The organism is Planococcus notacanthi (assembly GCF_030407825.1).
GTDB classification, from domain to species: Bacteria; Bacillota; Bacilli; order Bacillales_A; family Planococcaceae; genus Planococcus; species Planococcus notacanthi.
The window spans coordinates 511,375-535,972 of record NZ_JASDCQ010000001.1 but is presented as its reverse complement, the minus strand read 5'-3'; the positions used below and the strand labels follow the sequence as shown (position 1 = coordinate 535,972).

General features: G+C 45.4%; 26 protein-coding genes. 2 read left to right on the top strand and 24 right to left on the bottom strand.

The window, feature by feature from the left end:
* Window positions 1–14: 14 nt before the first annotated feature.
* From xerC to dprA, 4 genes are all read right to left on the bottom strand, one after another.
* Complete coding sequence (xerC, locus tag QMA01_RS02495) at window positions 15–908, bottom strand: tyrosine recombinase XerC (RefSeq protein ID WP_191714119.1); 894 nt, start codon at window positions 906–908, stop codon at window positions 15–17.
* Window positions 909–975: 67 nt separating this feature from the next.
* Window positions 976–2,286 carry an FADH(2)-oxidizing methylenetetrahydrofolate--tRNA-(uracil(54)-C(5))-methyltransferase TrmFO gene (trmFO, locus tag QMA01_RS02490; protein ID WP_191714118.1) on the bottom strand — a complete coding sequence of 437 codons (1,311 nt, stop codon included), beginning with the start codon at window positions 2,284–2,286 and terminating at the stop codon, window positions 976–978.
* Window positions 2,287–2,307: 21 nt separating this feature from the next.
* Window positions 2,308–4,377, bottom strand: a complete 2,070-nt coding sequence (gene topA / locus QMA01_RS02485) for a type I DNA topoisomerase (protein WP_191714117.1) — start codon at window positions 4,375–4,377, stop codon at window positions 2,308–2,310.
* Window positions 4,378–4,477: 100 nt separating this feature from the next.
* The gene (dprA, locus tag QMA01_RS02480) at window positions 4,478–5,374 is read right to left on the bottom strand and encodes a DNA-processing protein DprA (protein WP_290214225.1); all 897 of its coding nucleotides are present in this window, start codon (window positions 5,372–5,374) and stop codon (window positions 4,478–4,480) included.
* Window positions 5,375–5,618: 244 nt separating this feature from the next.
* On the opposite strand from dprA, the gene QMA01_RS02475 reads away from it, so the two are divergent.
* Both QMA01_RS02475 and QMA01_RS02470 read left to right on the top strand, forming a co-directional pair.
* Window positions 5,619–5,876: a hypothetical protein gene (locus tag QMA01_RS02475; protein WP_203339430.1), complete on the top strand. Its 258-nt coding sequence runs from the start codon at window positions 5,619–5,621 to the stop codon at window positions 5,874–5,876.
* A 228-nt stretch (window positions 5,877–6,104) separates the two neighbouring features.
* Entirely contained in the window at window positions 6,105–6,302 is a 198-nt protein-coding gene (locus tag QMA01_RS02470; protein ID WP_290214224.1) for a glycine zipper domain-containing protein, read from the top strand.
* 153 nt (window positions 6,303–6,455) lie between these two features.
* On the opposite strand, the gene sucD is transcribed toward QMA01_RS02470, so the two are convergent.
* The 20 genes from sucD to fapR form a co-directional block, all read right to left on the bottom strand.
* Complete coding sequence (gene sucD, locus QMA01_RS02465; protein ID WP_191714054.1) at window positions 6,456–7,358, bottom strand: succinate--CoA ligase subunit alpha; 903 nt, start codon at window positions 7,356–7,358, stop codon at window positions 6,456–6,458.
* Window positions 7,359–7,376: 18 nt separating this feature from the next.
* Entirely contained in the window at window positions 7,377–8,537 is a 1,161-nt protein-coding gene (sucC, locus tag QMA01_RS02460) for an ADP-forming succinate--CoA ligase subunit beta (RefSeq protein WP_191714053.1), read from the bottom strand.
* Window positions 8,538–8,649: 112 nt separating this feature from the next.
* On the bottom strand, window positions 8,650–9,429 hold the full coding sequence (locus tag QMA01_RS02455; protein WP_290214223.1) for a ribonuclease HII: 780 nt from the start codon (window positions 9,427–9,429) through the stop codon (window positions 8,650–8,652).
* A 140-nt stretch (window positions 9,430–9,569) separates the two neighbouring features.
* Window positions 9,570–10,433: a ribosome biogenesis GTPase YlqF gene (gene ylqF / locus QMA01_RS02450; RefSeq protein ID WP_290214222.1), complete on the bottom strand. Its 864-nt coding sequence runs from the start codon at window positions 10,431–10,433 to the stop codon at window positions 9,570–9,572.
* Window positions 10,434–10,444: 11 nt separating this feature from the next.
* On the bottom strand, window positions 10,445–11,002 hold the full coding sequence (lepB, locus tag QMA01_RS02445) for a signal peptidase I (protein ID WP_191714050.1): 558 nt from the start codon (window positions 11,000–11,002) through the stop codon (window positions 10,445–10,447).
* A gap of 99 nt (window positions 11,003–11,101) precedes the next feature.
* Complete coding sequence (gene rplS / locus QMA01_RS02440) at window positions 11,102–11,446, bottom strand: 50S ribosomal protein L19 (protein WP_191714049.1); 345 nt, start codon at window positions 11,444–11,446, stop codon at window positions 11,102–11,104.
* Between the two features lie 137 nt (window positions 11,447–11,583).
* A complete protein-coding gene (gene trmD, locus QMA01_RS02435; protein WP_290214644.1) occupies window positions 11,584–12,309 on the bottom strand; it encodes a tRNA (guanosine(37)-N1)-methyltransferase TrmD in 726 nt (241 codons plus the stop codon).
* A complete protein-coding gene (rimM, locus tag QMA01_RS02430) occupies window positions 12,309–12,824 on the bottom strand; it encodes a ribosome maturation factor RimM (protein WP_203339427.1) in 516 nt (171 codons plus the stop codon). The genes trmD and rimM overlap by 1 nt, the downstream gene beginning before the upstream one ends.
* A 62-nt stretch (window positions 12,825–12,886) precedes the next feature.
* Window positions 12,887–13,120 carry a KH domain-containing protein gene (locus QMA01_RS02425; protein ID WP_191714047.1) on the bottom strand — a complete coding sequence of 78 codons (234 nt, stop codon included), beginning with the start codon at window positions 13,118–13,120 and terminating at the stop codon, window positions 12,887–12,889.
* A gap of 13 nt (window positions 13,121–13,133) precedes the next feature.
* Entirely contained in the window at window positions 13,134–13,406 is a 273-nt protein-coding gene (gene rpsP / locus QMA01_RS02420) for a 30S ribosomal protein S16 (protein WP_191714046.1), read from the bottom strand.
* 93 nt (window positions 13,407–13,499) lie between these two features.
* Complete coding sequence (gene ffh / locus QMA01_RS02415; RefSeq protein WP_191714045.1) at window positions 13,500–14,858, bottom strand: signal recognition particle protein; 1,359 nt, start codon at window positions 14,856–14,858, stop codon at window positions 13,500–13,502.
* Window positions 14,859–14,870: 12 nt separating this feature from the next.
* Window positions 14,871–15,194, bottom strand: coding sequence for a putative DNA-binding protein (locus QMA01_RS02410; protein ID WP_191714498.1), 324 nt, complete (start codon window positions 15,192–15,194; stop codon window positions 14,871–14,873).
* Between the two features lie 67 nt (window positions 15,195–15,261).
* Entirely contained in the window at window positions 15,262–16,278 is a 1,017-nt protein-coding gene (gene ftsY / locus QMA01_RS02405) for a signal recognition particle-docking protein FtsY (protein WP_191714044.1), read from the bottom strand.
* A gap of 15 nt (window positions 16,279–16,293) precedes the next feature.
* The gene (gene smc / locus QMA01_RS02400; RefSeq protein WP_290214221.1) at window positions 16,294–19,842 is read right to left on the bottom strand and encodes a chromosome segregation protein SMC; all 3,549 of its coding nucleotides are present in this window, start codon (window positions 19,840–19,842) and stop codon (window positions 16,294–16,296) included.
* A gap of 2 nt (window positions 19,843–19,844) precedes the next feature.
* Window positions 19,845–20,600, bottom strand: coding sequence for a ribonuclease III (gene rnc / locus QMA01_RS02395; RefSeq protein WP_301610302.1), 756 nt, complete (start codon window positions 20,598–20,600; stop codon window positions 19,845–19,847).
* 413 nt (window positions 20,601–21,013) lie between these two features.
* Complete coding sequence (locus QMA01_RS02390; protein WP_146556574.1) at window positions 21,014–21,250, bottom strand: acyl carrier protein; 237 nt, start codon at window positions 21,248–21,250, stop codon at window positions 21,014–21,016.
* 40 nt (window positions 21,251–21,290) lie between these two features.
* Window positions 21,291–22,037, bottom strand: coding sequence for a 3-oxoacyl-[acyl-carrier-protein] reductase (gene fabG, locus QMA01_RS02385; RefSeq protein WP_290214220.1), 747 nt, complete (start codon window positions 22,035–22,037; stop codon window positions 21,291–21,293).
* Entirely contained in the window at window positions 22,034–22,972 is a 939-nt protein-coding gene (gene fabD, locus QMA01_RS02380; RefSeq protein WP_191714041.1) for an ACP S-malonyltransferase, read from the bottom strand. The genes fabG and fabD overlap by 4 nt, the downstream gene beginning before the upstream one ends.
* The gene (gene plsX, locus QMA01_RS02375) at window positions 22,962–23,960 is read right to left on the bottom strand and encodes a phosphate acyltransferase PlsX (protein ID WP_290184618.1); all 999 of its coding nucleotides are present in this window, start codon (window positions 23,958–23,960) and stop codon (window positions 22,962–22,964) included. The genes fabD and plsX overlap by 11 nt, the downstream gene beginning before the upstream one ends.
* Window positions 23,957–24,541 (bottom strand): transcription factor FapR, encoded by a 585-nt coding sequence (fapR, locus tag QMA01_RS02370; RefSeq protein WP_290184616.1) that lies wholly within the window; start codon window positions 24,539–24,541, stop codon window positions 23,957–23,959. The genes plsX and fapR overlap by 4 nt, the downstream gene beginning before the upstream one ends.
* Window positions 24,542–24,598: the final 57 nt, after the last annotated feature.

Below are 24,598 nucleotides of genomic sequence, written 5' to 3'. Positions count from 1 at the left end.
ATAAAATCTCCTCTCTAAGCTCTTGGGTGTGAATTTAAATAGGTATTCCGTAAATGCTCTTTGGTGACATGGGTGTATACCTGTGTTGAACTTAAATGGGAATGCCCCAGCAGTTCCTGTACAGTCCGGATATCAGCACCATTATTGATCAGGTGAGTAGCGAATGTGTGGCGGATCATATGCGGATAAATCGATGAATTGACAGATGCCTTCTTCATGCATTCACTTAGAATATGGCGAACACCCCGGTCTGTCAAAGCTTCACCCCGGCTGTTAACAAACAGATGATCGTGTTTTTGATTCTTCATCAACTTAGGACGCGAATCCTCAATGTAATGTTCCAGGGCATCCTGGGCAAACTGTCCGTATGGGATATAGCGCTCTTTCCGGCCTTTCCCCATCACTTTGACAATCTGCATCGTTTGATCCAAATCTCCCATTCGAATCGAAACGCATTCACTGACACGCATGCCCGTAGCATACAGCAATTCCAATAACGCGGTGTTGCGGATCGATAATTTATCTTCTCCCACAACCGATTTGAACAGCTGAGCCAGCTCTTCTTCATAAAAGAATTGCGGCAGCCGCTCTTCTTTTTTCGGATGGTACAATGACCTGAATGCTGCTTCATTCAATCCAAATTCACGGTTTCCATAACGGAAAAATGAGCGGATTGCTGAAATCTTCCGGGAAACCGTCGTTCTGGATAATTTGGCATCATATAATTTCGTCACGTAATTTCGTGCATGTATATATTCGACTTCTTTGATATCAGGTACGCCCTCGGCATTCAAAAACAGAAAAAAATCCATCAAATCATGTTCATAATGGTGGACGGTGTGTTCAGAATAGTTCTTCTCCAGTTGAATATAGGTCATAAAAGATTCAAGCATCTTTTCTTTTTCCATATATGCTCCACCTTTCACCAAATACAAAAGCCTCTAAATTATACCAACATTTAGAGGCTTTTATCAATTAAACAGTCACTGTATTCATATAATTTTGAATTGCCGCCAATGCACGATCGGCATGCTTCTCAGCTCGTTCCTGCTTCGAACGGATGCGTTCACCCAAGTCCGGGAACAGTCCGAAGTTGACGTTCATCGGCTGGAAGTTCTTGCTGTCGGCTTCCGTAATGTAACGCGCCATGCTGCCCAGGGCTGTTTCAGCCGGGAATACCAGCAATTCTTCACCTAAAGCCATTTTAGCTGCGTTGATTCCTGCCAGCAATCCGCTTCCCGCTGATTCAACATAGCCTTCGACTCCAGTCATTTGACCCGCGAAGAAAATGTTTTCATCAGCCTTCAATTGGTATGTCGGCTTCAGAACGCGCGGTGAGTTGATGAATGTATTGCGGTGCATCACGCCATAACGGACGATTTCAACATTTTCAAGTCCTGGAATCAATTTAAGCACTTCTTTTTGAGGTCCCCATTTCAAATGCGTTTGGAAACCCACAATATTGTAAAGTGTTCCAGCCGCATCATCCTGGCGAAGCTGAACGACTGCATAAGGGATTTTGCCCGTTTTCGGATCTTCCAGTCCAACTGGTTTCATCGGTCCAAACGTCAAGGTCTTCTCGCCTCTGGCTGCCATTACTTCGACTGGCATACAGCCTTCAAAATAAATCTCTTTTTCGAATTCTTTCAATGGCACCACTTCTGCTTCGACAAGAGCTGTATGGAAACGCTTGAACTCTTCTTCTGTCATCGGGCAGTTCAGATAAGCCGCTTCCCCTTTGTCATAACGGGATTTCAGATAAACTTTGTCCATATCAATGCTGTCTTTTTCGACGATCGGCGCTGCTGCATCATAAAAATACAAATATTCTTCGCCTGTCAAAACGCGAATTTTTTCCGCAAGTGCCGGAGAAGTCAATGGACCAGTGGCAATGATTGTGATGCCTTCCGGAATTTCAGTCACTTCTTCGTTGATCACTTCCACCAATGGGTGATTTTTTACTTTGTCGGTCACAGCTCCGGCAAACTCATGGCGATCCACAGCAAGTGCTCCACCAGCTGGCACAGATGCCCGGTCTGCAGATTCAATGATCACCGAATCCAATTTGCGCATTTCTTCTTTGATGACACCAACTGCATTTGTTAGGGAATTGGCGCGCAATGAATTGCTGCATACCAGTTCCGCAAACTTGTCCGTATGATGGGCTGCTGTCTGCTTTACCGGACGCATTTCGTATAGACGGACGTTTACTCCCCGTTTCGCGATTTGCCAAGCAGCTTCACTGCCCGCCAGTCCTGCGCCAATTACGTTTACATATTTCGTCATTTTCGAACACCTCTATAATTATTATTGAACTTCTTCTTTGTAATCACAGCTCGTGCAATTGATTTGAACGCCTTTTTTCACTTTTTTCTCTACCAGCAATTCGTTGCACTTCGGACACGGCCGTTCAATCGGTTTATCCCATGAAACGAATTCGCATTCCGGATACCGTTCGCAACCGTAGAATATCCGGCGCTTCTTGCTCTTTCTTTCAACGATCTCGCCTTCTTTACAGGTCGGGCATTTGACATCGATGTGTTTGACGATCGCTTTTGTATTCCGGCATTCCGGGAAATTGCTGCAAGCCATGAATTTGCCGTAACGCCCCAATTTATAGACCATCGGCGAACCGCATAACTCACAATCCTCTCCCACAGGCTCATCTTTGATCTGGACTTTTTCCATTTCACTTTCCGCGACTTCAACACTTTTTTCAAAGTCTTGATAAAATGCGTCAATAATAGCGCGCCAATCGACTTCGCCATCTTCAACGGTATCTAGATCGTGTTCCATTTTGGCAGTAAACTCGATATTCAAAATGTCCGGGAAAAATTCGAGCACCAGCTGATGGACAATCTCACCCAATTCGGTCGGGATAAACCGTTTGGCATCCAATGTCACATAGCCGCGTTTTTGGATGGTATCCAGTGTAGGCGCGTACGTGGACGGACGCCCTATCCCCAGTTCTTCGAGTGTCCGCACTAAGCGGGCCTCCGTAAAGCGTGGAGGCGGCTGCGTAAAATGCTGATTCGGCGTAACTTCAAGCGCTGTCACGATATCCCCTTCATCCATTTCCGGCAGAATATTGTCTTTTTCTTCTTTTTGGTCATCCGTGCCTTCAATATAAAGTTTCATGAAGCCCGGAAATTTGACCTGGGAACCATTCGCACGGAATACCGCTTCTCCGTTCTGCAATTCAGCCATAACCGTGTCCAGGACTGCCGGTGACATCTGGCTCGCTACGAAACGATCCCAAATCAATTTATACAAACGATATAAATCTCTTGATAGAATGCTCTTCATCGATTCCGGTGTCCGCATCACACTTGTCGGACGCACCGCTTCGTGGGCATCCTGAGATTTCGCTGATTGCTTGGCAGCAGCTTTTTGCGTGACGTATTGTTCACCGTAATTATCAACGATGAAATCGATTGTATCTTTTTTCGCTGTATCGGAGATCCGTGTGGAATCTGTCCGCATATACGTAATCAAACCGGTGATGCCTTCTTTACCCACTGCAATACCTTCATACAATTGCTGCGCGAGCATCATTGTTTTTTTAGCACGGAAGTTTAATTTGCGGGCAGCTTCCTGCTGGAGTGAAGAGGTTGTAAAAGAGGGGGATGGGTTTCTCTTTCTCTCTTTTTTCACCACGCGGTTTACCGTAAAGTCTTTGCCGGACATGGTGGCCATAACGGCGTTAACGTCAGCTTCATTCTGTAATTTCATTTTTTCTTTTGCATTGCCGTAGAACTGCGCTTCAAATTTCTTCTTGTCCTTCTCGAAATCACCAGTGATGGACCAGTATTCTTCTGGTTCAAAGTTTTTGATTTCGTTTTCACGGTCAATGACGAGTCGAAGTGCAACGGATTGCACGCGTCCAGCCGATAGGCCTTTTTTAACTTTTTTCCACAACAATGGGCTGATGCTGTAGCCCACGAGACGATCCAATATTCGGCGCGCCTGTTGCGCATCGACTAAATCCATATCGATTTTGCGGGGATGCTTGAATGATTCCTTGATGGCATCCTTGGTGATTTCGTTGAATACCACTCGGCAATCCGAGGTTTGATCAATGCCGAGCGCTGTCGCCAAATGCCATGCAATCGCTTCCCCTTCTCTGTCGGGGTCAGCCGCGAGAAAGACTTTCTTCGCTTTTTTCGCTTCTTTTTTAAGATCCTGCAAGATCGGCCCTTTGCCTCTGATTGTAATGTAACGAGGTTCATAATTGTTTTCAACATCCACAGCCATTTGGCTGCGGGGCAAATCACGTAAATGTCCTAGTGATGCACGGACTTTATATTTCTTGCCCAAATACCGTTCGATTGTTTTCGCCTTTGCAGGCGACTCAACAATCACTAAAAAATCCGCCATAATATTTTCCTCCTCATAGAGGTTTCTCAGAACTGCTTAAAGAATTACCTGTTGCAAAATGTATAACAGATTTTCGCTTAATGCAAGGCTTTTCATTTCCTCATTCTTTTTCAGCTGTCATTTGTTGGTACTCTTCAAGCACTTGCCAGCCATTCCAAACTGGTTTTGCACCCTCTAAAATTAATTTATGCGGCCCTTCGGATAATGGAGAGCTAATGTCCCCTGGCACTGCAAAAATATCCCTGCCATGATCTAGGGCATGTTCAATTGTACTCAAAGTTCCACTTTTCACGTAGGCTTCTGTGACAACAACGCCCTTAGACAATCCACTGATAATGCGGTTCCTCATCGGAAAATTCCATTTTCTCGGTTCCATATACGGTGGATATTCCGTTATAACCAAATGTTTTTCTTCTATTATATTATTCAATGACGCATTCTCTTTTGGATAAGGGTGAAGAAAGCCGCTGCCGGTCACAGCAATCGTCCGGCCACCAAGATCGATCGTTTTTTGGTGGGCCATCGCATCTGCGCCTCTTGCCAGTCCACTGACTATGACAAAGCCGTTTTCAACGAGTGGCGGCACAATCTTCTGCAACGCTGCCCGTGAGTAGGAGGATGCTTTTCGTGAACCAATGATCGCTATCTTTTTCGGTTCAGCCAATAAAGTAAGGTCCCCCTTAGCATAGAGCACAGCGGGTGGATCGATCAATTCAAACAGGTTCTGAGGATACAGGGGATGTTGATAAGATACGGGGATTATCTTATACTTTTCGTAGGTTTCAATCAAGGGGAATGTCAAAGATTGTCGGTAAGAGGCCTTCAGCTTGGTCGCCTGTTCCAGTTTTATGTTCAATAACAGCATCAGCTCGTATGGAGATTTTTGTTCAAGCTTCGTCAAATCCGGATCCTGTGCCAAAAGCGGCAGTAATTTCTGCAAGCTTTTCGGAAATACATAGTGCAACGCCAATAAGCGCTTCGTAAATTTTTTGTCCATTTTGTTCCTCCTGTTCTAGTTTGGATGAAAATAAACTGCTTCAGCAAAAGAGCACCTTGTCTCTATACTAATGGGTTTTAGGCTAACCGTAAACCGGAAAATATTATTATTGCTTGTGGGCTTGCCTTTTGATTTTTAAAATTGGTTTTCCGGCATTCCGCATACACCACATTGAAAAAAATAGCTATCCATCAGACACAACCTCCTGCTTTTTATGAGCTGATTATCGGAAGGAGTCCATATAATGCAGATCAAAATCATCATTCATTGCTTAGCGGCAGTCCTCTGGTCTTTCTCTGCTGCTTATCTCGTCTATATTTATTATTTGAATGCGGGGTATTGGAAAAATCCGTTGTATGTCAGCTTGTTTTTATATTTTATTGTCATTATAAGTCGGTTGGGCTTCAACAAAGTGAATTTGTTTATTTTCATTTTCTATATCGGATTCGCCATTTGGTTTACTGCAGATCTGTTTTTAGCTTTAACAGGGACATTTAGGTAGACCGACAAGGGGATGGCATTGCCATCATCTCTAAATTCCATCCACAAAAATCCGTTTTTCTTCTATATAATAATAGAAATACGCTAGATGAACACTTATCCCTTTCTGATTTGCAGTTTAAAAAGCTCACCCTGAAATTCACTTGTTGAATTCTTGAAACCATCGTTAACTTTGTCCGTATATAAAGATATTCGAACTTCTCCAGAATAAAATGATGGAGGTGCAAGTATGGGTGAAAATAAAGATGTTCAAGAAGAAAAACGAAACAAAGACAACGCTATCAACATGGGCGTCGGCATTGCACTTGGGGTATCTATTGGATCCGCTATCGGGGTGGCTATGGATAATTTGGCTATTGGCATCGCACTTGGCATAGGGATTGGAATTGCTTTTGGCAGTTCCGGGGCTTTTACAAGCAAAAAGTAATGAATGTACGGAAAGTTATCGAAGGTTTCATAAAGTTTCATTGCCTTCAAAAAACGCCCACTGGAAGCTGCGCAAGACTTTTCCGCTTCATCAATACACATACAAAGAAAAAGGCTCAAAACGCTATATAAGCAGCGTTTTGAGCCTTTATTATTAATGGGTTTTACACTTGTCGTACAACCCTTTTTCTCTGATGACTTTGATCAAAGTTTCTCCGATAACGGATGGAGTGTCTGCAACTTCGATGCCTGCTTCGTTCATAGCTTTGATTTTATCGGCAGCTGTTCCTTTACCGCCAGAAATGATCGCACCGGCATGGCCCATACGTTTTCCTTCAGGTGCAGTTTGTCCACCGATAAATCCTACTACAGGTTTCGTCATGTTCGCTTTAATCCACGCAGCAGCTTCTTCTTCAGCTGTTCCGCCAATCTCACCGATCATTACGACTGCGTAAGTATCTTCATCCTCATTGAATTCCTTCAATACGTCGATAAAGTTCGTGCCATTGACCGGGTCACCACCGATGCCTACAGCTGTCGACTGGCCAATTCCCTCTTCTGACAATTGGTGAGTCGCTTCATACGTCAAAGTACCTGAACGCGAAACAACGCCAACATGTCCTTTTTTGTGAATGTAGCCCGGCATGATGCCGATTTTACATTCGTCCGGAGTAATTACGCCCGGGCAGTTTGGTCCGACAAGACGTGTTTTCTTGCCTTCCATGTAACGCTTCACTTTGACCATATCCAATACAGGAATATGTTCAGTGATGCAGATGGCCATATCAAGATCAGCATCAACAGCTTCAAGAATTGCGTCAGCTGCAAAAGGAGCCGGCACATAAATTACAGATACATTGGCACCTGTAGCTTTAACTGCGTCTTCAACTGTGTTGAAAACAGGCACGCCTTCAGCTTCAGTTCCGCCTTTACCCGGTGTTACACCCGCAACGATTTTCGTTCCGTATTCAAGCATTTGCTTCGTATGGAAAAGGGCAGTTGACCCTGTAATTCCCTGTACTAACACTTTTGTGTCTTTGTTAATGTATACACTCATTTTTGTCCCTGCCCTTCTTTAGCCTACAAGTTCTACGATCTGTTTAGCGCCATCTGCCATTGTGCCAGCAGCGATAATATTAAGACCTGATTCGTTTAGCAGTTTTTTACCTAAATCAACATTAGTTCCTTCAAGACGGACAACTAACGGCACTTCCAAACTTACTTCTTTAGCAGCTTGAATAACACCTTCCGCAATGATGTCACACTTCATGATACCACCGAAAATGTTAACGAAGATTCCTTTTACATTCTTATCAGACAGAATGATTTTGAAAGCTTCTGTTACTTTCTCAGCAGTGGCACCGCCCCCAACGTCAAGGAAGTTAGCGGGTGTTCCGCCGTAATAGTTGATCGTGTCCATCGTTGCCATAGCAAGTCCGGCGCCGTTAACCATACAGCCGATATTCCCATCTAAAGAAACATAGCTCAAGTCGTACTTGGAAGCTTCAATTTCTTTTGGATCTTCTTCGTCATAGTCGCGCATCTCCATAATGTCTTGGTGACGGTAAAGAGAGTTGGCGTCAAAATTGAATTTCGCATCCAACGCTACAACTTGTCCATCTCCAGTGACAACCAATGGGTTGATTTCAACGATTGCCGCATCTTTGTCAACATAAGCTTGATACAAGCCAAGCATCAATTTAGCTGCTTTATTGACCAATTTTGCAGGAATGTTCATGTTGAAAGCCATACGGCGTGCCTGGAAGCCAGTCAATCCGACAACCGGATCGATTTCTTCATAGAAAAGGCGTTCTGGCGTGTTTGCCGCTACTTCTTCAATGTCCATTCCGCCTTCTTCAGAACCCATAAGAGTTACACGTGAAGTTTCGCGGTCTAGAACCAATCCAAGGTAATATTCTTTTTGAATGTCGCTACCCGCTTCAATGTACAAGCGTTTCACTTCTTTACCTTCTGGACCTGTCTGATGCGTAACAAGCACTTTGCCAAGAAGCTCTTTAGCATATGTACGCACTTCGTCTAAATTTTTTGCAAGTTTTACTCCGCCAGCTTTACCTCGGCCACCTGCATGGATTTGGGCTTTCACCACAACAACATCTGTACCAAGTTCTTTAGCGGCTTTTACGGCTTCTTCCGGAGAAAAAGCTACATAACCTTCAGGAACTGCTACTCCATATTGCTTTAGGATTTGTTTTCCCTGATATTCATGGATATTCATCTGTCATCCTCCAATCAAACATCTGTATCGTTATTTCACTACCTTTACCATTGTATTAAAGTTGACACAAAATGTCCACCGAAGTTAGCTGTATGGATGAAACTTCCTATGCTTAAAACAGAGAACTTTGCGTTAAAAGAGATTTAACAGGCTCAAACGTGCTGCGATGGATCTCACATGGACCATGCATTTCAAGTGCAGCAACATGATCTTTGGTGCCGTATCCGGCATGTTTCTCAAAACCATATTGTGGATATTGAACTGCATACTTTTCCATGATGGCGTCTCTTCCGGTCTTTGCCAAAATTGAAGCCGCTGCAATGCTCAAACTCTTGGCATCGCCTTTGATGATGGATTCACAAGGCATCGGCAATTCAAGCATCATGGCATCTGCCAGCACTACAGAAGGCGCAGGAGAAAGTGCCAGAGCTGCTCTGGTCATGGAATTCCTAGTCGCCTGGTAAATATTAAGACGATCGATCTCTGCCGGCGGCTGAACGTGCACTGAGTAGCTGACAGCAATTTGTTTGATAATTTCGGCAAACTGATCGCGTTTAAGTTTGCTTAATTGTTTGGAATCATTTAACCCTATAAGGCTGGAACAATCCTCAGGCAGAATGACTGCAGCCGTGACAACCGGGCCAGCAAGCGGACCTCTGCCTGCTTCATCGATGCCTGCCACTAAGGCAGAGCCTTGCTTTCTAAACAAACTGTCGAAATGCAATTTAGCATTATGGTTTTCCAGCAATTTTTCCTGCTGCATTCTTTTTCTATGCCATGAGGCCAATAAAGCCTGTACGCTTTTGCGTGGATCATCTTGGAGTTCATCCATCCACAGCTGCCATTCTGTGGTCGCGTTCAGCCTGATTTTTATTTCATTTGTTTTTTGCATCTTTCCAACTTCTTTCTTTTGCAATTTTTCTCGTTTGCCGCATACCTTGCCAAGATCTAAAAGCCCATTATTCTTCGCTTCAACATAAAAAGCTGTTCCTCAAACCTGAGGAACAGCCAGTTACCGAATGGAGCGAATCCTCACTCTTCTTCAATCATTTCATCTCTGTAATCGAACGTCACTTTACCTAAATGCTGGTTGCGGATATCCCGAACCACTACTTCTGCCGTCGTTTCATAATCGATATCGCCATGTTGGTCGTAACAACCGCGTTTTTTGCCGATGTGATCAAAGGTATTGACGATTTCCTCGTCAACATGGTCAATGCCATAGCGCTCCATCATGCGTTCCGGATAGCGCTCTTCCAGGAATTTCAAAGAGTAAATCGCCAATTCCTGCATTTGGATGACTGAATCTTTGATGGCACCCGTTACCGCTAATTTCAAGCCGGTCTCCGGATCCTCAAACTTCGGCCATAAAATACCAGGGGTATCCAACAACTCAATTTCCTTGCCGACTTTAATCCATTGCTGTGCTTTTGTCACCCCCGGCATATTACCGGTCTTCGCAAGACTCTTCTTCGACAAACGGTTAATGAGCGTCGATTTTCCGACGTTTGGAATGCCGACAATCATCGCACGAATGGCACGGGGCTTGATGCCTTTGGCAATCATGCGATCCCATCTGTCTGACAGTATTTCTTTCGACGCTTTTGTCACGAGCTGGAGCCCTCTTCCCTCAAGGGAATTGATGGCTACCGCCCGGGTACCTTGATCCTCAAAATAACGAATCCACTTTTTCGTTTCAACTTCATCTGCCATGTCCATTTTATTCAAGATAATGAGACGGGGTTTTTGCTGAATCACTTGATCGATCATCGGATTTCGTGAAGATAAAGGTAACCTGGCATCCACAAGTTCAAAAATGATATCAACCAACTTTAATTTTTCAGTAACTTGTCTCCGTGCTTTTGCCATATGTCCAGGAAACCATTGTATCGTCATAAAACCACTCCTTATTTGACAACTCCCGCTTCAGCCAACGGCCAAAAAACGAAACTTGTATCCCCGATCACTTCGTCGGTCGGGACCAATCCGATATGGCGGCTGTCTTTGCTTTGGCGGCGATTATCGCCCATCACAAAAACAGATCCTTCGGGTATGGTGCTTTCTCCCGTTACATCCTCCAGAGCAAAATCTTCTGTCAATGTACCGGTTATTCCTTGCTTGTAGATATCCAGATAGGGCTCTTCAACTGCTTCACCATTTATATATAACTGATCGTTTTCATAGGCGACATGATCTCCCGGCAATCCGATTATACGCTTGATATAATCTTTTTGTTCCGGTGCATGAAAAACGATGATATCGAAACGGTCAGGTTCTCCGACAGAATAACCGATCTTGTTGACGATCATCCGATCTCCATGTTCTAGAGTCGGCATCATCGATTCTCCATCCACTACAATCGGCGTGAATAAAAAGAAACGGATAATTGCTGCCAAACCGAAGGCGATCAACAGAGCTTTGGACCATTCCCACAGTTCATTCTTCTTCTTCACTTCAGTCTCCATGCGTGTTCCTCCCCATGCGTACTGCTTTAATTGTACAAGGAAATAAACTTTTTAGCAAAAAGAAAGAGGGCGCAAGCGCCCTCTTTCATTAATGCAATCTTATCGAATTTCTTTGATACGAGCTGCTTTACCGCGTAGATCACGCAAGTAGTACAATTTCGCACGACGTACTTTACCACGACGGGTAACTTCAAGCTGTGCAATTTTTGGTGTGTGTACAGGGAATGTACGCTCAACACCAACACCGTATGAGATTTTGCGAACAGTGAATGATTCACTGATTCCGCCTCCACGACGACCGATAACTACTCCTTCGTATACCTGAATACGTTCGCGTGTACCCTCTACAACTTTAACGTGGACGCGGACAGTATCTCCAGGACGGAACGTTGGAAGATCCGTACGAAGCTGTTCTTTAGTGATTTCTGTAATAATGTTTTGCATTATTTTTCTCTCCTTCTACAGATGCTCTTACACCCAAATGGACTGTTGCAGCGGAACATCGTGATCCTGTACTTCACATAAAAGTACAGTATCCATACTACCACTAAACATATTCCAGTGCAAGAGTATACTGCGATCTATTTTTGTTTTTTCAGCTGAGCGATTATTTTCTGTTGCTTGTCGTTCAATTCGATTTTTTCAAGCAAATCCGGCCGGCGCTCCAACGTCCGTTTCAAGGTTTGTTCTTCACGCCACTGATCGACTTTGCCATGATTCCCGGAAGTCAAGACCTCCGGCACCCTCCACCCTCTGAATTCGGCTGGGCGTGTGTATTGTGGGTGTTCTAAGAGCCCGGTAGAGAATGAGTCGCGAACCGGCGAGTCTGCGTTCCCTAATACCCCTGGAAGCAATCTGACGATACTGTCGATGACTGTCATGGCTGCAAGCTCCCCGCCAGTCAACACAAAATCCCCAATCGAAATCTCATCCGTCACCAAGTGTTCGCGGATGCGTTCATCATAGCCTTCATAATGGCCGCAGATGAATACCAGTTCCTTCTCAGCCGCCAGCTCTTCTGCCTTTTGCTGCGTAAAACGCTCGCCTTGCGGACACATCAAAATGACCCTTGGCGTGCTTTCTTGAGTCAGACTTTCAACGGCATTGAAAATGGGCTCAGGTTTCAATACCATGCCAGCACCTCCGCCGAATGGATAGTCATCAACTTGCCGCTTGTTATCGGCAAATTCACGGATATCCACGACATTCAAGCTGACCGCATTTTTTTCCTGCGCTTTTTTCATGATCGAATGTTGAAAGACGCCTTCAAACATCGGAGGAAACAGCGATAGGACGTTAATGTTCATCAAGACAACAAACCTTCCATCACTTCGATGATCACTTTCTTTTCATCTACATCCACTTCTTTTACAATATCTTCAATATAAGGAATGTAGTGTTTCTTCCCTGTTTTCGGGGTCACTTCCCAAACATCATTGGCGCCTGTCTCCAAAATTTCACTGATGGTTCCGATTTCCTCTCCATCAGTTGAAAAAACTGTACAGCCTAAAATTTCATGATGGTAGAACGCATTGTCTTCAAGCTCCGACAAATCGTGTTCAGCGATCTTTAAATAGGATTCTTTAAACGGTTCTACATCATTGATGTTTGGGTAGCCTTCAAACGTCACCAATTCAAAATTCTTATGCTGGCGATGGCTGGCGATTTTCACCATGATCGGTTTTTTTGCATCCGGCGTGAAAAGCCCCAGTTTCGTTCCTACCGCAAATCGTTCTTCCGGAAAATCGGTGCGCGACAAAACACGCACTTCGCCACGGATTCCATGGGTATTGACAATTTTCCCTACATTAAACCATTGCACAAGCAAACATCCTTTCGTTTTTTCTGAAAAAAAAGGAAGGAACCAGGGCTCCTTCCTTCTTCTTAATCCACAATATCGAGGTAAGTTTTCTTCTTATGATAACCACCTGCTGCTGAGTACACAATTGAACGGACAGCTTTCGCTACTCGTCCCTGTTTCCCGATCACTTTCCCTGTATCCTCAGGATGCACAGAAAGCTTGTAGACGATTCGGCTTGCGTTTTCGTCGGTTTCGACATGAACATGTTCCGGATAATCAACTAACGGTTTCACAATGGTCTCAATCAGCTGCTTCATAAGAAAATCTCCCTTACTTGCTTAATTTTTCGTTATGGAATTTCTCCATAATGCCTTTTTGAGAAAACAAGTTGCGCACAGTGTCAGATGGTTTAGCACCATCATGAAGCCATTTCAACACTAGTTCTTCGTCGATCTTAACTTCAGCTGGAACTGTCAGCGGGTTGTAAGTACCTACTGTCTGGATTTGACGGCCGTCACGTGGAGCACGTGAGTCAGCTACTACAATACGGTAAAAAGGAGATTTCTTAGCTCCCATACGTTTCAAGCGAATTTTTACTGCCATTTCTTAAAGCACCTCCGAATAGTTTCACACAAGATATTATATTAGCAAGCTTTAAATAGTTTGTAAAGTATTTTTTCTTAACACCTTAAATTTTTACTTGAAAAGTGAGTCCAGGCCTGGCATTCCCATTTTCTTTTTGCCTTTTTTATTGGTCATGCCAGACATTTGTTTCATCATTTTCTTCATGTCTTCAAACTGTTTCAAGAGCCGGTTGACATCTTGAATGCTCGTTCCTGAACCTTTGGCAATTCGTTTTTTTCGGTTTGCGTTGATGATTTCGGGTGTGGTTTTTTCCTTCGTCGTCATCGAATAGATGATGGCTTCCACACGATCCATTTGGCTTTCATCAACTTTAGCGTTTTCAAGGCCTTTAATTTTATTGGCCCCTGGAAGCATCTTCAGAATTTCATCCAATGGCCCCATTTGCTTGACCTGAGACATTTGTTCAAGGAAATCATCAAAAGTGAACGTGGAAGTTCTGAACTTCTCTTCCAGTTCTTTGGCTTTTGTTTCATCCACGCTTGACTGCGCCTTTTCGATCAGCGACAACATATCGCCCATCCCAAGGATACGCGATGCCATACGTTCCGGATGGAAAGCTTCCAGCGCATCCATTTTTTCACCCATCCCGACAAACTTGATCGGTTTCTGGGTAACAGAACGGATTGACAGAGCTGCACCGCCTCGCGTATCGCCATCCAGTTTCGTTAAGACGACACCTGAAATGCCGACAGCTTCATCGAAGTTCTGCGCCACGTTTACGGCATCCTGACCAGTCATAGCATCAACGACCAGGAAAATCTCATCCGGCTCTTTAAGGGCACGAATATCCTTCAATTCCTGCATCAAGGCTTCATCGACATGCAGACGGCCTGCCGTATCGATGATGACTGTATCCAAATGTTCTGTTTTTGCATGTTCAATCGCCTGGCGGGCAATTTCAACAGGAGACAGTTCTGTCCCTTTCGAAAAGACTGGAAGAGACAGTTGTTTACCGATTGTCTCAAGCTGCTGAATTGCAGCCGGACGGTAAACATCGGCTGCTACCAGCAGTGGTTTACGGTTGTGTTTTCTGCGCAACAGATTGGCGAGTTTTCCGGTAGTGGTCGTTTTACCGGCTCCTTGCAGCCCGACCATCATAATGACGGTTGGCTGTTTTGTGGAAAATTCGATTTTCCGTTCTTCGCCGCCCATCAATTCAGTCAGTTCATCTTTAACGATTTTGACGACTTGCTGGCCAGGAGTCAGGCTTTCCATGACATCCTCACCAACCGCGCGTTCGCTGACTTTCTTGACGAATTCTTTGACGACCTTCAAGTTGACATCCGCTTCGATTAAGGCGAAACGGACTTCCCGCATCATTTCCTTAACGTCTGCTTCGTTGACTTTTCCTTTGCCTTTGATCTTTGTCATGGTGCCTTGCAGGCGTTCGGATAATCCTTCAAATGCCATTCTTTCCGCCTCCTAGTCCCATTCCTTCAGTTCGTCCAGAAATTGCTGGACGTGTTCTTCTGTGAATGGCTGTTTTTCAAATGACGAAACCAATTGCTGCCGTTTCTGAAATTTCTCGAACAGCTGCAATTTGCGTTCATATTCTTCGAGCATCGCTTCCGTTCGGCGGATATTATCATAAACTGCCTGGCGGGTGATGTCGTATTCTTCCGCAATTTCGCCCAGTGAATGGTCATCTAAATAATACAGCATCATATAGCTGCGCTGTTTAGGCGTCAGGAGCTCCTGATAGAAATCAAACAAATAGTTCATGCGTGTTGTTTTTTCCAATCCCATCATTGATGCTCACCCCACTCATTCTACTGCTTAGAATACTGAATTTTAATAGTGCTGTCAAGTAATTTTACTTGTCTGTCTGTGCATCTTCCAATTGCTGCTCTTTATCCAAGCCTTCAGCAAATAAACCATAGACATATTTTTGGGCGTCAAACGGTTGGAGATCATCCAATTTTTCACCCAAGCCTACGTATTTCACAGGAATCTTCAGCTTGTTGCGGATCGCCAAGACAATACCGCCTTTTGCCGTTCCATCCAATTTGGTCAGGACAATGCCTGTGACATCCGTTACTTCTTTGAACGTCTGCGCTTGGATCATGGCATTTTGTCCGGTTGTGGCATCAAGTGCCAGCAGCACTTCATGGGGCGCGCCTGGAACTTCACGTGATATGACACGGTGCACTTTCTGCAGTTCATTCATCAGATTGACTTTGTTCTGGAGACGGCCAGCCGTATCACAGATCAAAACATCCACTCCGCGGGATTTAGCCGAACGGACAGCGTCATACATGACGGCCGCAGGATCTGAACCTTCGCTTTGCTTGATGACGTCAACGCCTACACGCTGGCCCCAAACATCCAATTGTTCGATTGCTCCCGCACGGAATGTATCACCTGCGGCCAACATGACGGTTTTGCCTTCGTTTTTGAAACGATGCGCTAATTTACCGATTGTGGTAGTTTTTCCGACCCCATTGACGCCGACCATTAAAATAACCGTCAGACCCTCAACGAAATTGATTTCGTTGATTTCGGCTTCGCCAGCCTGATAGATTTCAACCAATTTTTCAGAGATGACAGATTGAACGTTTGATGTGTCCTTGACGTTTTTCCGCTGCACTTCAAAACGCAAGTCGTCCATCAACTCAAGGACTGTTTCAAATCCAACGTCCGCCTGCAAAAGGATTTCTTCCAGTTCCTCAAAAAAGTCTTCGTCGACTTTGCGGTATTTCGCCACTAAATCATTGATTTTTGAAGTAAAGCCTGTACGGGTTTTGGCTAAGCCTTCTTTGTATTTTTCAGTTGATTCTTCAGCCTCGGCGTTCCCAGCAAATTTTTCTTTTAATTTTTTAAAGAAACTCACGTGACCACTCCTCTTTTAAATTTTCTCTTCAAGTTTAACGGAAACCAATTTCGAAATTCCAGATTCCTGCATGGTTATGCCATACAAAACATCCGCGCCTTCCATTGTTCCTTTACGATGCGTAATGACGATGAACTGTGTGTCTTCGCTGAATTTCTTCAGGTATTGACTGTAACGCACGACATTCGATTCATCAAGCGCCGCTTCTACTTCGTCAAGGACACAGAATGGCACAGGGCGCACATTCAAAATCGCAAACAATAAAGCGATGGCAGTCAGTGCACGTTCCCCTCCCGATAAAAGGGTCAGGTTCTGCAGTTTTTTGCCTGGCGGCTGAGCGATTATTTCCACACCGGTCATAAGCAAGTCCTGCGGATCGGTCAGTACGAGATCCGCCGAACCTCCACCAAAAAGCTCTTTGAAGACACGTTGGAACTGTTTGCGGATTGCGTGGAAGGTTTCATCGAAACGGCTGGTCATTTCCCCATCCATTTCACGAATCAATGTACGCAAAGTATCTTTTGCTTCATTCAAGTCATTGCGCTGCTCCGTCAAAAATGCATGGCGGTCAGAAACATGATCGAATTCCTCGATGGCGCCAAGATGCACCGGCCCGAGTTCCTCAATCGACTGCTTCAGCAACTTGACCTTTCTGCGGACAACTGTTTCTTCGTCCATCATTTCAAATTGTTTCGCCTGCTCCAGTGTCAGCTGGTAACTGGCTTCAAGCTGCGCAATAAGGCTTTGGATCTGGACATCCAATCGCGTCGATTTGACTTCACAGATTCGGATGGCCTCTACATAGCCTTTGTAGATGCGCTGTTGTTCCCTTAGGTTTTCTTCAAGCTCATTCAGGCCATTTTGCTGCTCTGCCCGCTGTTCTTTCGTCTGGTTGACAGTTTGCTGAATCTGCACTTTCTTCGCTGACCAAGACTCGATTTCACGAAGGATTTCCTCATCCGAATAGACTTTTGCCGCTTCTTCCGACTGGATCCACTGCAGTTCTTTTTGATGTTCCTGCAGCTTGCGGTTACTTTTCTCCAAGCGTTCAGAAAGTTCAGCTTCGCTGGCAGTCAATTGCGTGACACGTTCTTTTGTCACCGCATATAAGGACTTCTGTTCAGCTAATTTCTCCAGAACCTGATCGCGTGCTGATTCATTTTGCTGCTTGAACAGCGTCAATTCGTCGATTTTCACAGTAATGGCGTGCAATTCTTTAACGATGCTCTCAAGGCGGCTGGCGGCTGTTTCCTGACGCCCGGTAATGGCCGTCAAATCGTATTCCCTGTTTTTCTGTTGCGCTTCGAAAAGGCGGAAACGCTCAATGGTGGTTTTTAGTACCGCCTCAATTTCACGCAGGATAATGGCACTTTCGGCTTCCATATCGCGGTATTTTTCGCCTTCGGCCCGCAGAATTTGAATCGATTCTTCAGCTGCTTTGACATCCGCCTGCTCTTTCTGAACGGTTTTCTCTGCATTCAGGATCGTTTCTTTCAATTCCGAAGCCTGTACCAGCAATTGTTCAAGCTCCGCTTTTCGCGTAAAGAAAGAGGCTTGCATTTTGCTGGCTCCGCCTGTCATCGATCCACCGGCATTGACGATATCGCCTTCTAGTGTCACAACACGGAAACGGTTGCCGGTTGCTCTTGCAATAGCCGTGGCACCTTTTAAATCAGTCGCAATGATGACATTGCCCAATAAGTTTTCAATGATCATGCTGTATTGTGAATCGTAGCTGACCAATTCAAAAGCCATGCTGATATAGGAAGGATGTTCACGGACTGTGGCCAGTGTATGTTCTGGAATCTTTCTGGCCTTCATGACAGTCATCGGCAGGAACGTGGAACGGCCTGCTCTTTTCTTCCGAAGAAAATCGATGGCTTCACGGGCATGCTGTTCATTTTCCGTGACAATGTGCTGGCTGGAAGCGCCCAAAGCCGTTTCGATGGCTTTGGCGTGGGTTTTCTCCACTTGCGCAAGCTCAGCGACAGCCCCTCTAATTCCTGCTAGATGACCTTTTTCACGCGCTACCAACACTTCACGTACCCCTTGGAAAAACCCCGAAAAATCAGCTTCCAGTTCTTGAAGTGTGCCAATCCGTGCAGCTAATTGCTTCTGCGATTGATACGCCTGGAACAGCATCGACTGTTTTTGTTCGAAGTTTTGCTTCTGCTGTTGGTAGGCAGCTTCGCTGTCTTTGTATTGCTGGCGTTTGTCATCCAATAACGTTCGGATTTCTTGAGCGTTCTGCTCCGCTTTCGTTTTTTCACTTTCCAGCTTGGACAACTCTGCCGTAAAGTCCGTGCGCTGTGATTCGATGCGTCCTGTCGACTCGGATAATTGCTGTGCCTGCAAACCGATATTCTTCAATTCATTTTTAACTGTTGCCTGTTCATTCATCAATTCAATATAAATAGACTTGCAGTTTTCAATTTCATTTTCGATGTCAGCCGGGCTGCGGTTCAATTGTTCTTCAAGTTGTTTGATTGCCGCTCTAATTGTCTGCAGCTCCACTTTGCGCTCTTCCAGCAAAACTAATTGCTCGGTATGCTTCTTTTGCAAAAAAACATTTTCTATTTTTTCAGCATCCACATTTCCCTGCAATTGCTTGGCTTGCCGATGGGCATTGCTCTTTTTCTCGGACATGAGCAATTTGCGCCCTTGCCATTTCTCGGTCTCCGCACTCGCTTCCACAAGAGAATTCTGCGCCTGATCTATTTTATTATCCAGATCAGCCAAAGTACGGCGGATTTTTGCAACTGCACGTTCTTTCAGATGGATATCAGCTGATAATTGCTGTTCTTTTTCCGTATGTGCTGCAGCATCGAACGTCAGCTGTTCCAATTCCTGCTCCAAGTTGCCCGCATCAAATGCCAATAAAGCGATATCGGCATCTTTCAGTTGTTCGTTCATATCCAAATAATCGCGCGCTGTAGAAGCTTGGATCTGAAGCGGTTCCATCCGGCCATCCAATTCATGCAGGATATCCAGCACCCGATTCAGGTTTTCATCGGTTTCGTTTAATTTCACTTCAGCTTTTTTCTTGCGCTGTTTGTATTTCAGGACACCGGCGGCTTCTTCAAAAATCGACCGGCGCTCTTCTGCTTTGGAATTCAGGATCTCGTCTACACGCCCCTGTGAAATGATGGAAAAGGCTTCTTTTCCAAGCCCTGAATCCATAAACAGGTCGGTGATATCCTTTAGCCGGCAATTTTGCTTGTTCAGCAAATAGGCACTTTCGCCACTGCGAAAAACCCTTCTCGTTACGCTGACTTCGCTGTAATCGAGAGGGACACGGCCATCTGCATTATCTAAAATTAACGTGACTTCCGCAAAATTCAGCGGTTTTCGGGAATCGCTTCCTGAAAAGATCACATCTTCCATTTTGGCTCCGCGCAGTGATTTCGCGGATTGTTCACCGAGCACCCAACGGATGGCATCGGTGACATTGCTTTTGCCGCTGCCGTTCGGTCCGACGACGGCTGTTACTCCGGGTACAAAATCAATGCCAATGCGATCAGCAAACGATTTGAACCCCATGACTTCCAATCTCTTCAAAAACATCGTTAATCCTCCGCTGCTTCTTGCAATTTACGGATTGCCAGCTGAGCTGCCTGCTGTTCCGCCTCTTTTTTGGACCGGCCGTTGCCGACTCCGAGCTCCTGGTCTGCCAGAGACACTCGCGTCACGAACACACGGCTGTGTGCAGGTCCGGTTTCATCGATAATTTCATAACTCAATGCCCCATTATTCTTCTGCTGTATTAATTCCTGCAATTGGCTTTTATAATCCATCACATGCGAAAAAGCACCGATTTCTACTTTTGGAAACAATATCTTCTCCAAAAACGCGACAACTGGGTCCATTCCCTGATCCAGGTACAGAGCGCCGATATAGGATTCAAATACATCTGCAAGCAAAGCTGGACGCGTCCGGCCCCCTGTCAGCTCTTCCCCTTTTCCTAACAGGATGTATTTGCCGAATTGGAGTTCATTGGCAAATAAAACAAGTGACGGTTCACAAACGATGGCTGCACGCAGCTTCGTCAATTCGCCTTCGCTCATTTCAGGATATTTCATATAGAGGTAATGCGAAACCGATAGTTCCAGCACTGCATCTCCCAAAAATTCCAATCGTTCGTTATCGGTAAATTGTTTTCTCCGATGCTCATTCACATAAGATGAATGCGTAAATGCCTGATACAGCAGGGCGGGTTTATTAAATGAAACGTTCAGCTCTTTTTGCAGTTGTTCAAACGCCGCTTTGGCACTTTCTTTTATAACGCCTGGCTTTTGATGATTCGCTTTTCTATTCATTGCCATTTTTTATCTGCCTTCCTTTGTGGACTTCCATCAATTTTACCTTTTTTTCAGCTATTGTGCAAAAAGAGAATTGACGCACAACTGCTTAGTATAACAGCAATTGTGCGTCAATGGGTGTTTAAGTATCTTTTTCGAAAGGACCGCTTGGTCGCTTCTGCATTTCTTGGTGTCCAGCTTCAACGGCCAGATTCTAGGGTCATAAGCCACTCCAGCTAGGCGGCTGAAAACGCCGCTTCGACGGAGCGTCTTATGCCCGTCAGAGCTACACAGGCGCTTCTGCATTTCGTGGTGTCCAGCTTCAGCGATCAGACCCTCGGGGTCATAAGTCACGTCGACTGTGCGGCAAAAACACGCCGCTTCGTCAACGCGCCTTATGCCTGTCGGGTCTTAACGATCGCTTCAGCATTTCGGCCTTAAGCTTGCTTCTTCTCGATGTACGTTACTGCGTCGCCTACTGTAGCCATGCTTTCAGCATCTTCGTCAGAAATTTCCATATCGAATTCATCTTCAAGTTCCATAACCAATTCCACTACGTCCAATGAATCTGCACCTAGGTCACCGGTAAATGAAGCTTCAAGTTTCACTTCGCTTTCTTCTACACCTAGACGATCCACGATTACTTTAGTTACTCTCTCTAATACTGTTGACAATGTCGTCACCTCCCCTCAAATCAGTATACAAAAAACTTTCTTACATGACCATTCCGCCATCAAGATGAAGCGTTTGGCCCGTCATATAGGAAGCATCATCAGAAGCCAGGAAAAGCGCAGCTTTCGCGACATCTTCAGGCGCACCGAACCGGCCCAACGGAATTTGTCCCAACATCGCTTTTTGGACATCTTCGGTCAATTGGTCGGTCATATCGGTCGTGATGAATCCGGGCGCTACAGCATTGGCTGTGATGCCGCGGCTTGCCAATTCACGGGCTGTTGTTTTAGTCAATCCGATGACACCCGCTTTTGATGCGACATAGTTTGCCTGTCCCGCATTGCCCATGACACCTACGATTGAAGCGATGTTAATGATCCGGCCAGCACGTTGTTTCATCATTTGGCGGGTCACCGCTTTGGTGCAAACAAAGACACCTTTTAAATTGGTGTTGATGACATCATCCCATTCATCGTCCTTCATGCGCATCATCAGGTTATCACGGGTAATTCCGGCGTTATTGACCAAAATATCCACAGACCCGAAAGTTTTCATGGCTCCATCCACCAATGCCTTGACTGATTCTGAATCTGAGACATTGGCTTTGACTGCAATCGCTTCTCCGCCGTTTGCTTGGATATCTGCTACAACCGCTTCCGCTTTTTCTTGGCTGCCGCTGTAATTGACAACCACTTTAGCTCCGTTTGCTGCGAATTGCCGAGCGATTTCCGCTCCGATCCCGCGGGACGCTCCGGTAATGATTGCTGTTTTCCCAGCTAATTTGCTCATTTCGCCAACTCCTCTACCGCTTTTTCAAATGACTCCAGGTCATAGACCGGCAAGGTTTTAACCGAACGGTCAATTTTTTTCACAAGTCCGCTCAATACTTTTCCTGGGCCGATTTCGATGAAGACCGTAACGTCCAAATCGATCATTTCACGGACAGATTGCTCCCATAGCACCGGTGAATACAATTGGCGTACCAATAGATCCTGTATTTGAGCAGCATTCGTTTCCGATTTGGCCGTAACATTCGAAACCACCGGTACTTTAGCATCCAATAGGAAAGCAGCACTCAATTCTTTTGCCAGGTCCTGCGATGCCGAACGCATCAATTCCGAATGGAAGGGTCCGCTGACATCAAGCGGAATCGCTCTTTTGGCACCGCGTTCTTTGGCCAGCAGACAAGCCTGCTCCACTCCTGCTTTTGTTCCAGAGATAACGATTTGTCCTGGGCAATTTAAGTTGGCCAATTGAACAACACCTGTGGTATCAGTGACTTCATTGGTCACTTTTTCCAGCTCTGCACTGTCCATACCCAGAATAGCCGCCATCGTGCCTTCTCCTGCAGGAAAAGCGGTATTCATGAACAAACCACGTTTATGTACGATGTCGACAGCTGTCGGAAATTCCATCACATTGGAAGTAACCAGCGCGCTGTATTCACCAAGGCTATGGCCGGCTGTATAGTCAGGCCGGATACCAGCACGGATCAACCGTTCTGTAATCATTGAACTGACTGTCAGCAAGGCAGGTTGAGCATGATAAGTCAGCGTCAATTCTTCCTGCGGCCCTTCAAGCATCAGTTTGGATAAGTTCAGGCCTAGGGACTGATCCGCGTTTTCAAAAAACTTCCGGCTTGTATCATCAGTTAAAAAGCTTTCGCCCATTCCGACCGCCTGAGATCCTTGGCCTGGATAGATAAATGCAATTTTAGTCTTCATGGACAGTCTCCTTTTTCAGCGTACTGTAAATTGTTCCGGTTACATCATATTCCACCATCGTGCGTGTCTGGCGTATCGCATTGAACAATGCTGTAGCGTTCGACGAACCATGCGCTTTGATGACAGGCGCCTTCAAACCAAACAGGCCAGCACCGCCGTATTCGCTGTAATCCAGCATGCCTTTCAAGCCTTTGATATTGTCTTTCACCAAGAAAGCGGCAACTTTTGTTTTAGCAGAACTCATGAACACATCTTTAATCATGGAAAAGACATTCATTGCCGTACCTTCTATTGTTTTCAACACCATATTGCCTGTAAACCCATCGGTGACCACAACATCCGCAACACCATTCAACAGATCACGCGATTCCACGTTGCCGATAAAGTTGACAGGCGCTTCCTTCAATAAAGGAAAAGCTGCTTTGGTCAAATCATTGCCTTTTTTCTCTTCCGTCCCGATATTCAGTAACCCGACCGTCGGATTTTCAATACCTCGGACTTTTTCCGCATAGATGCTTCCCATGATGGCGTATTGCACAAGGTGTTCCGGCCGGGCTTCTGCATTGGCGCCCATGTCCAGCATAACAAACCCTTTTCCATCAATAGTCGGCAAGGTTGGTGCCAATGCAGGCCGGTCCACACCGTCAATTCGGCCTACAACAAACAAGCCTGCTGACATGAGTGCTCCTGTATTTCCTGCTGATACGCATGCGTCTGCCTGGCCGTCTTTTACAGCTTGAGCCATACGGACCATGGAAGCGTCTTTCTTGCGTCTGACTGACCGGACCGGATCATCTTCCGACTCGATGACCTCTTCACAATGGACGATTGTCAGGCGTTCATGTTCCTTAAGAAATTCCTGCATTTTTTCCTGATGGCCGTATAGTTGGATTTCAATATCACTGAATTCATCCAATGCTTTGTATACTCCTGCGATAATTTCTTTGGGGGCATTGTCTCCACCCATTGCGTCAACCGCTATTTTCATTTCTCGTCACCTTCACTTTGCTCTGTCATTCGATACATTTCAAATGTTCCGATGAAAACCGTCAGTTGATCGACTGCCGAAACGACTTTCACGAACGCCCGATTTTTTTCAGGATGGCTGTCGACCACTTCCGCTTTCGCAACGACACGTTGGCCCGCTGTAACCGGACGCAAAAATTGCAGTTCCGATTTCACGGTCAATGCCAACTCTTCGTTCATCACCGCAACTGCCAGAGAATTGGCCTGCGCGAACAGGTGATGTCCCCTGGCAATCTGATTTCGCTGAAAAACATGCTCCGGTTTTACATCAAAAATCGAAATTGCTTTTTTATCCAATTCAATATCAATAATCTCCCCAATGACTTCATCAATCGGGAGGGATTTCACTTCGTCTTCAAAGGTTTTTACGGCTACGTGCTTAATGCGCTCCCGCAATTCCGGTATGGCAAGTTCCATCCGGTCCAAACGGATCGTCTGCACGCTGACATCAAATTCAACCGACAGCTCTTCGTCCGTTACAAATGGATTATCCCTGATCGTATCCTTCAATGCTTGTTGCCGCTCTTTTTTTGGTCTTCTCACTATGTCACCGCCCGCTATTAGCACTTGGTACTAACATCAGTATATAAATAACAAAAA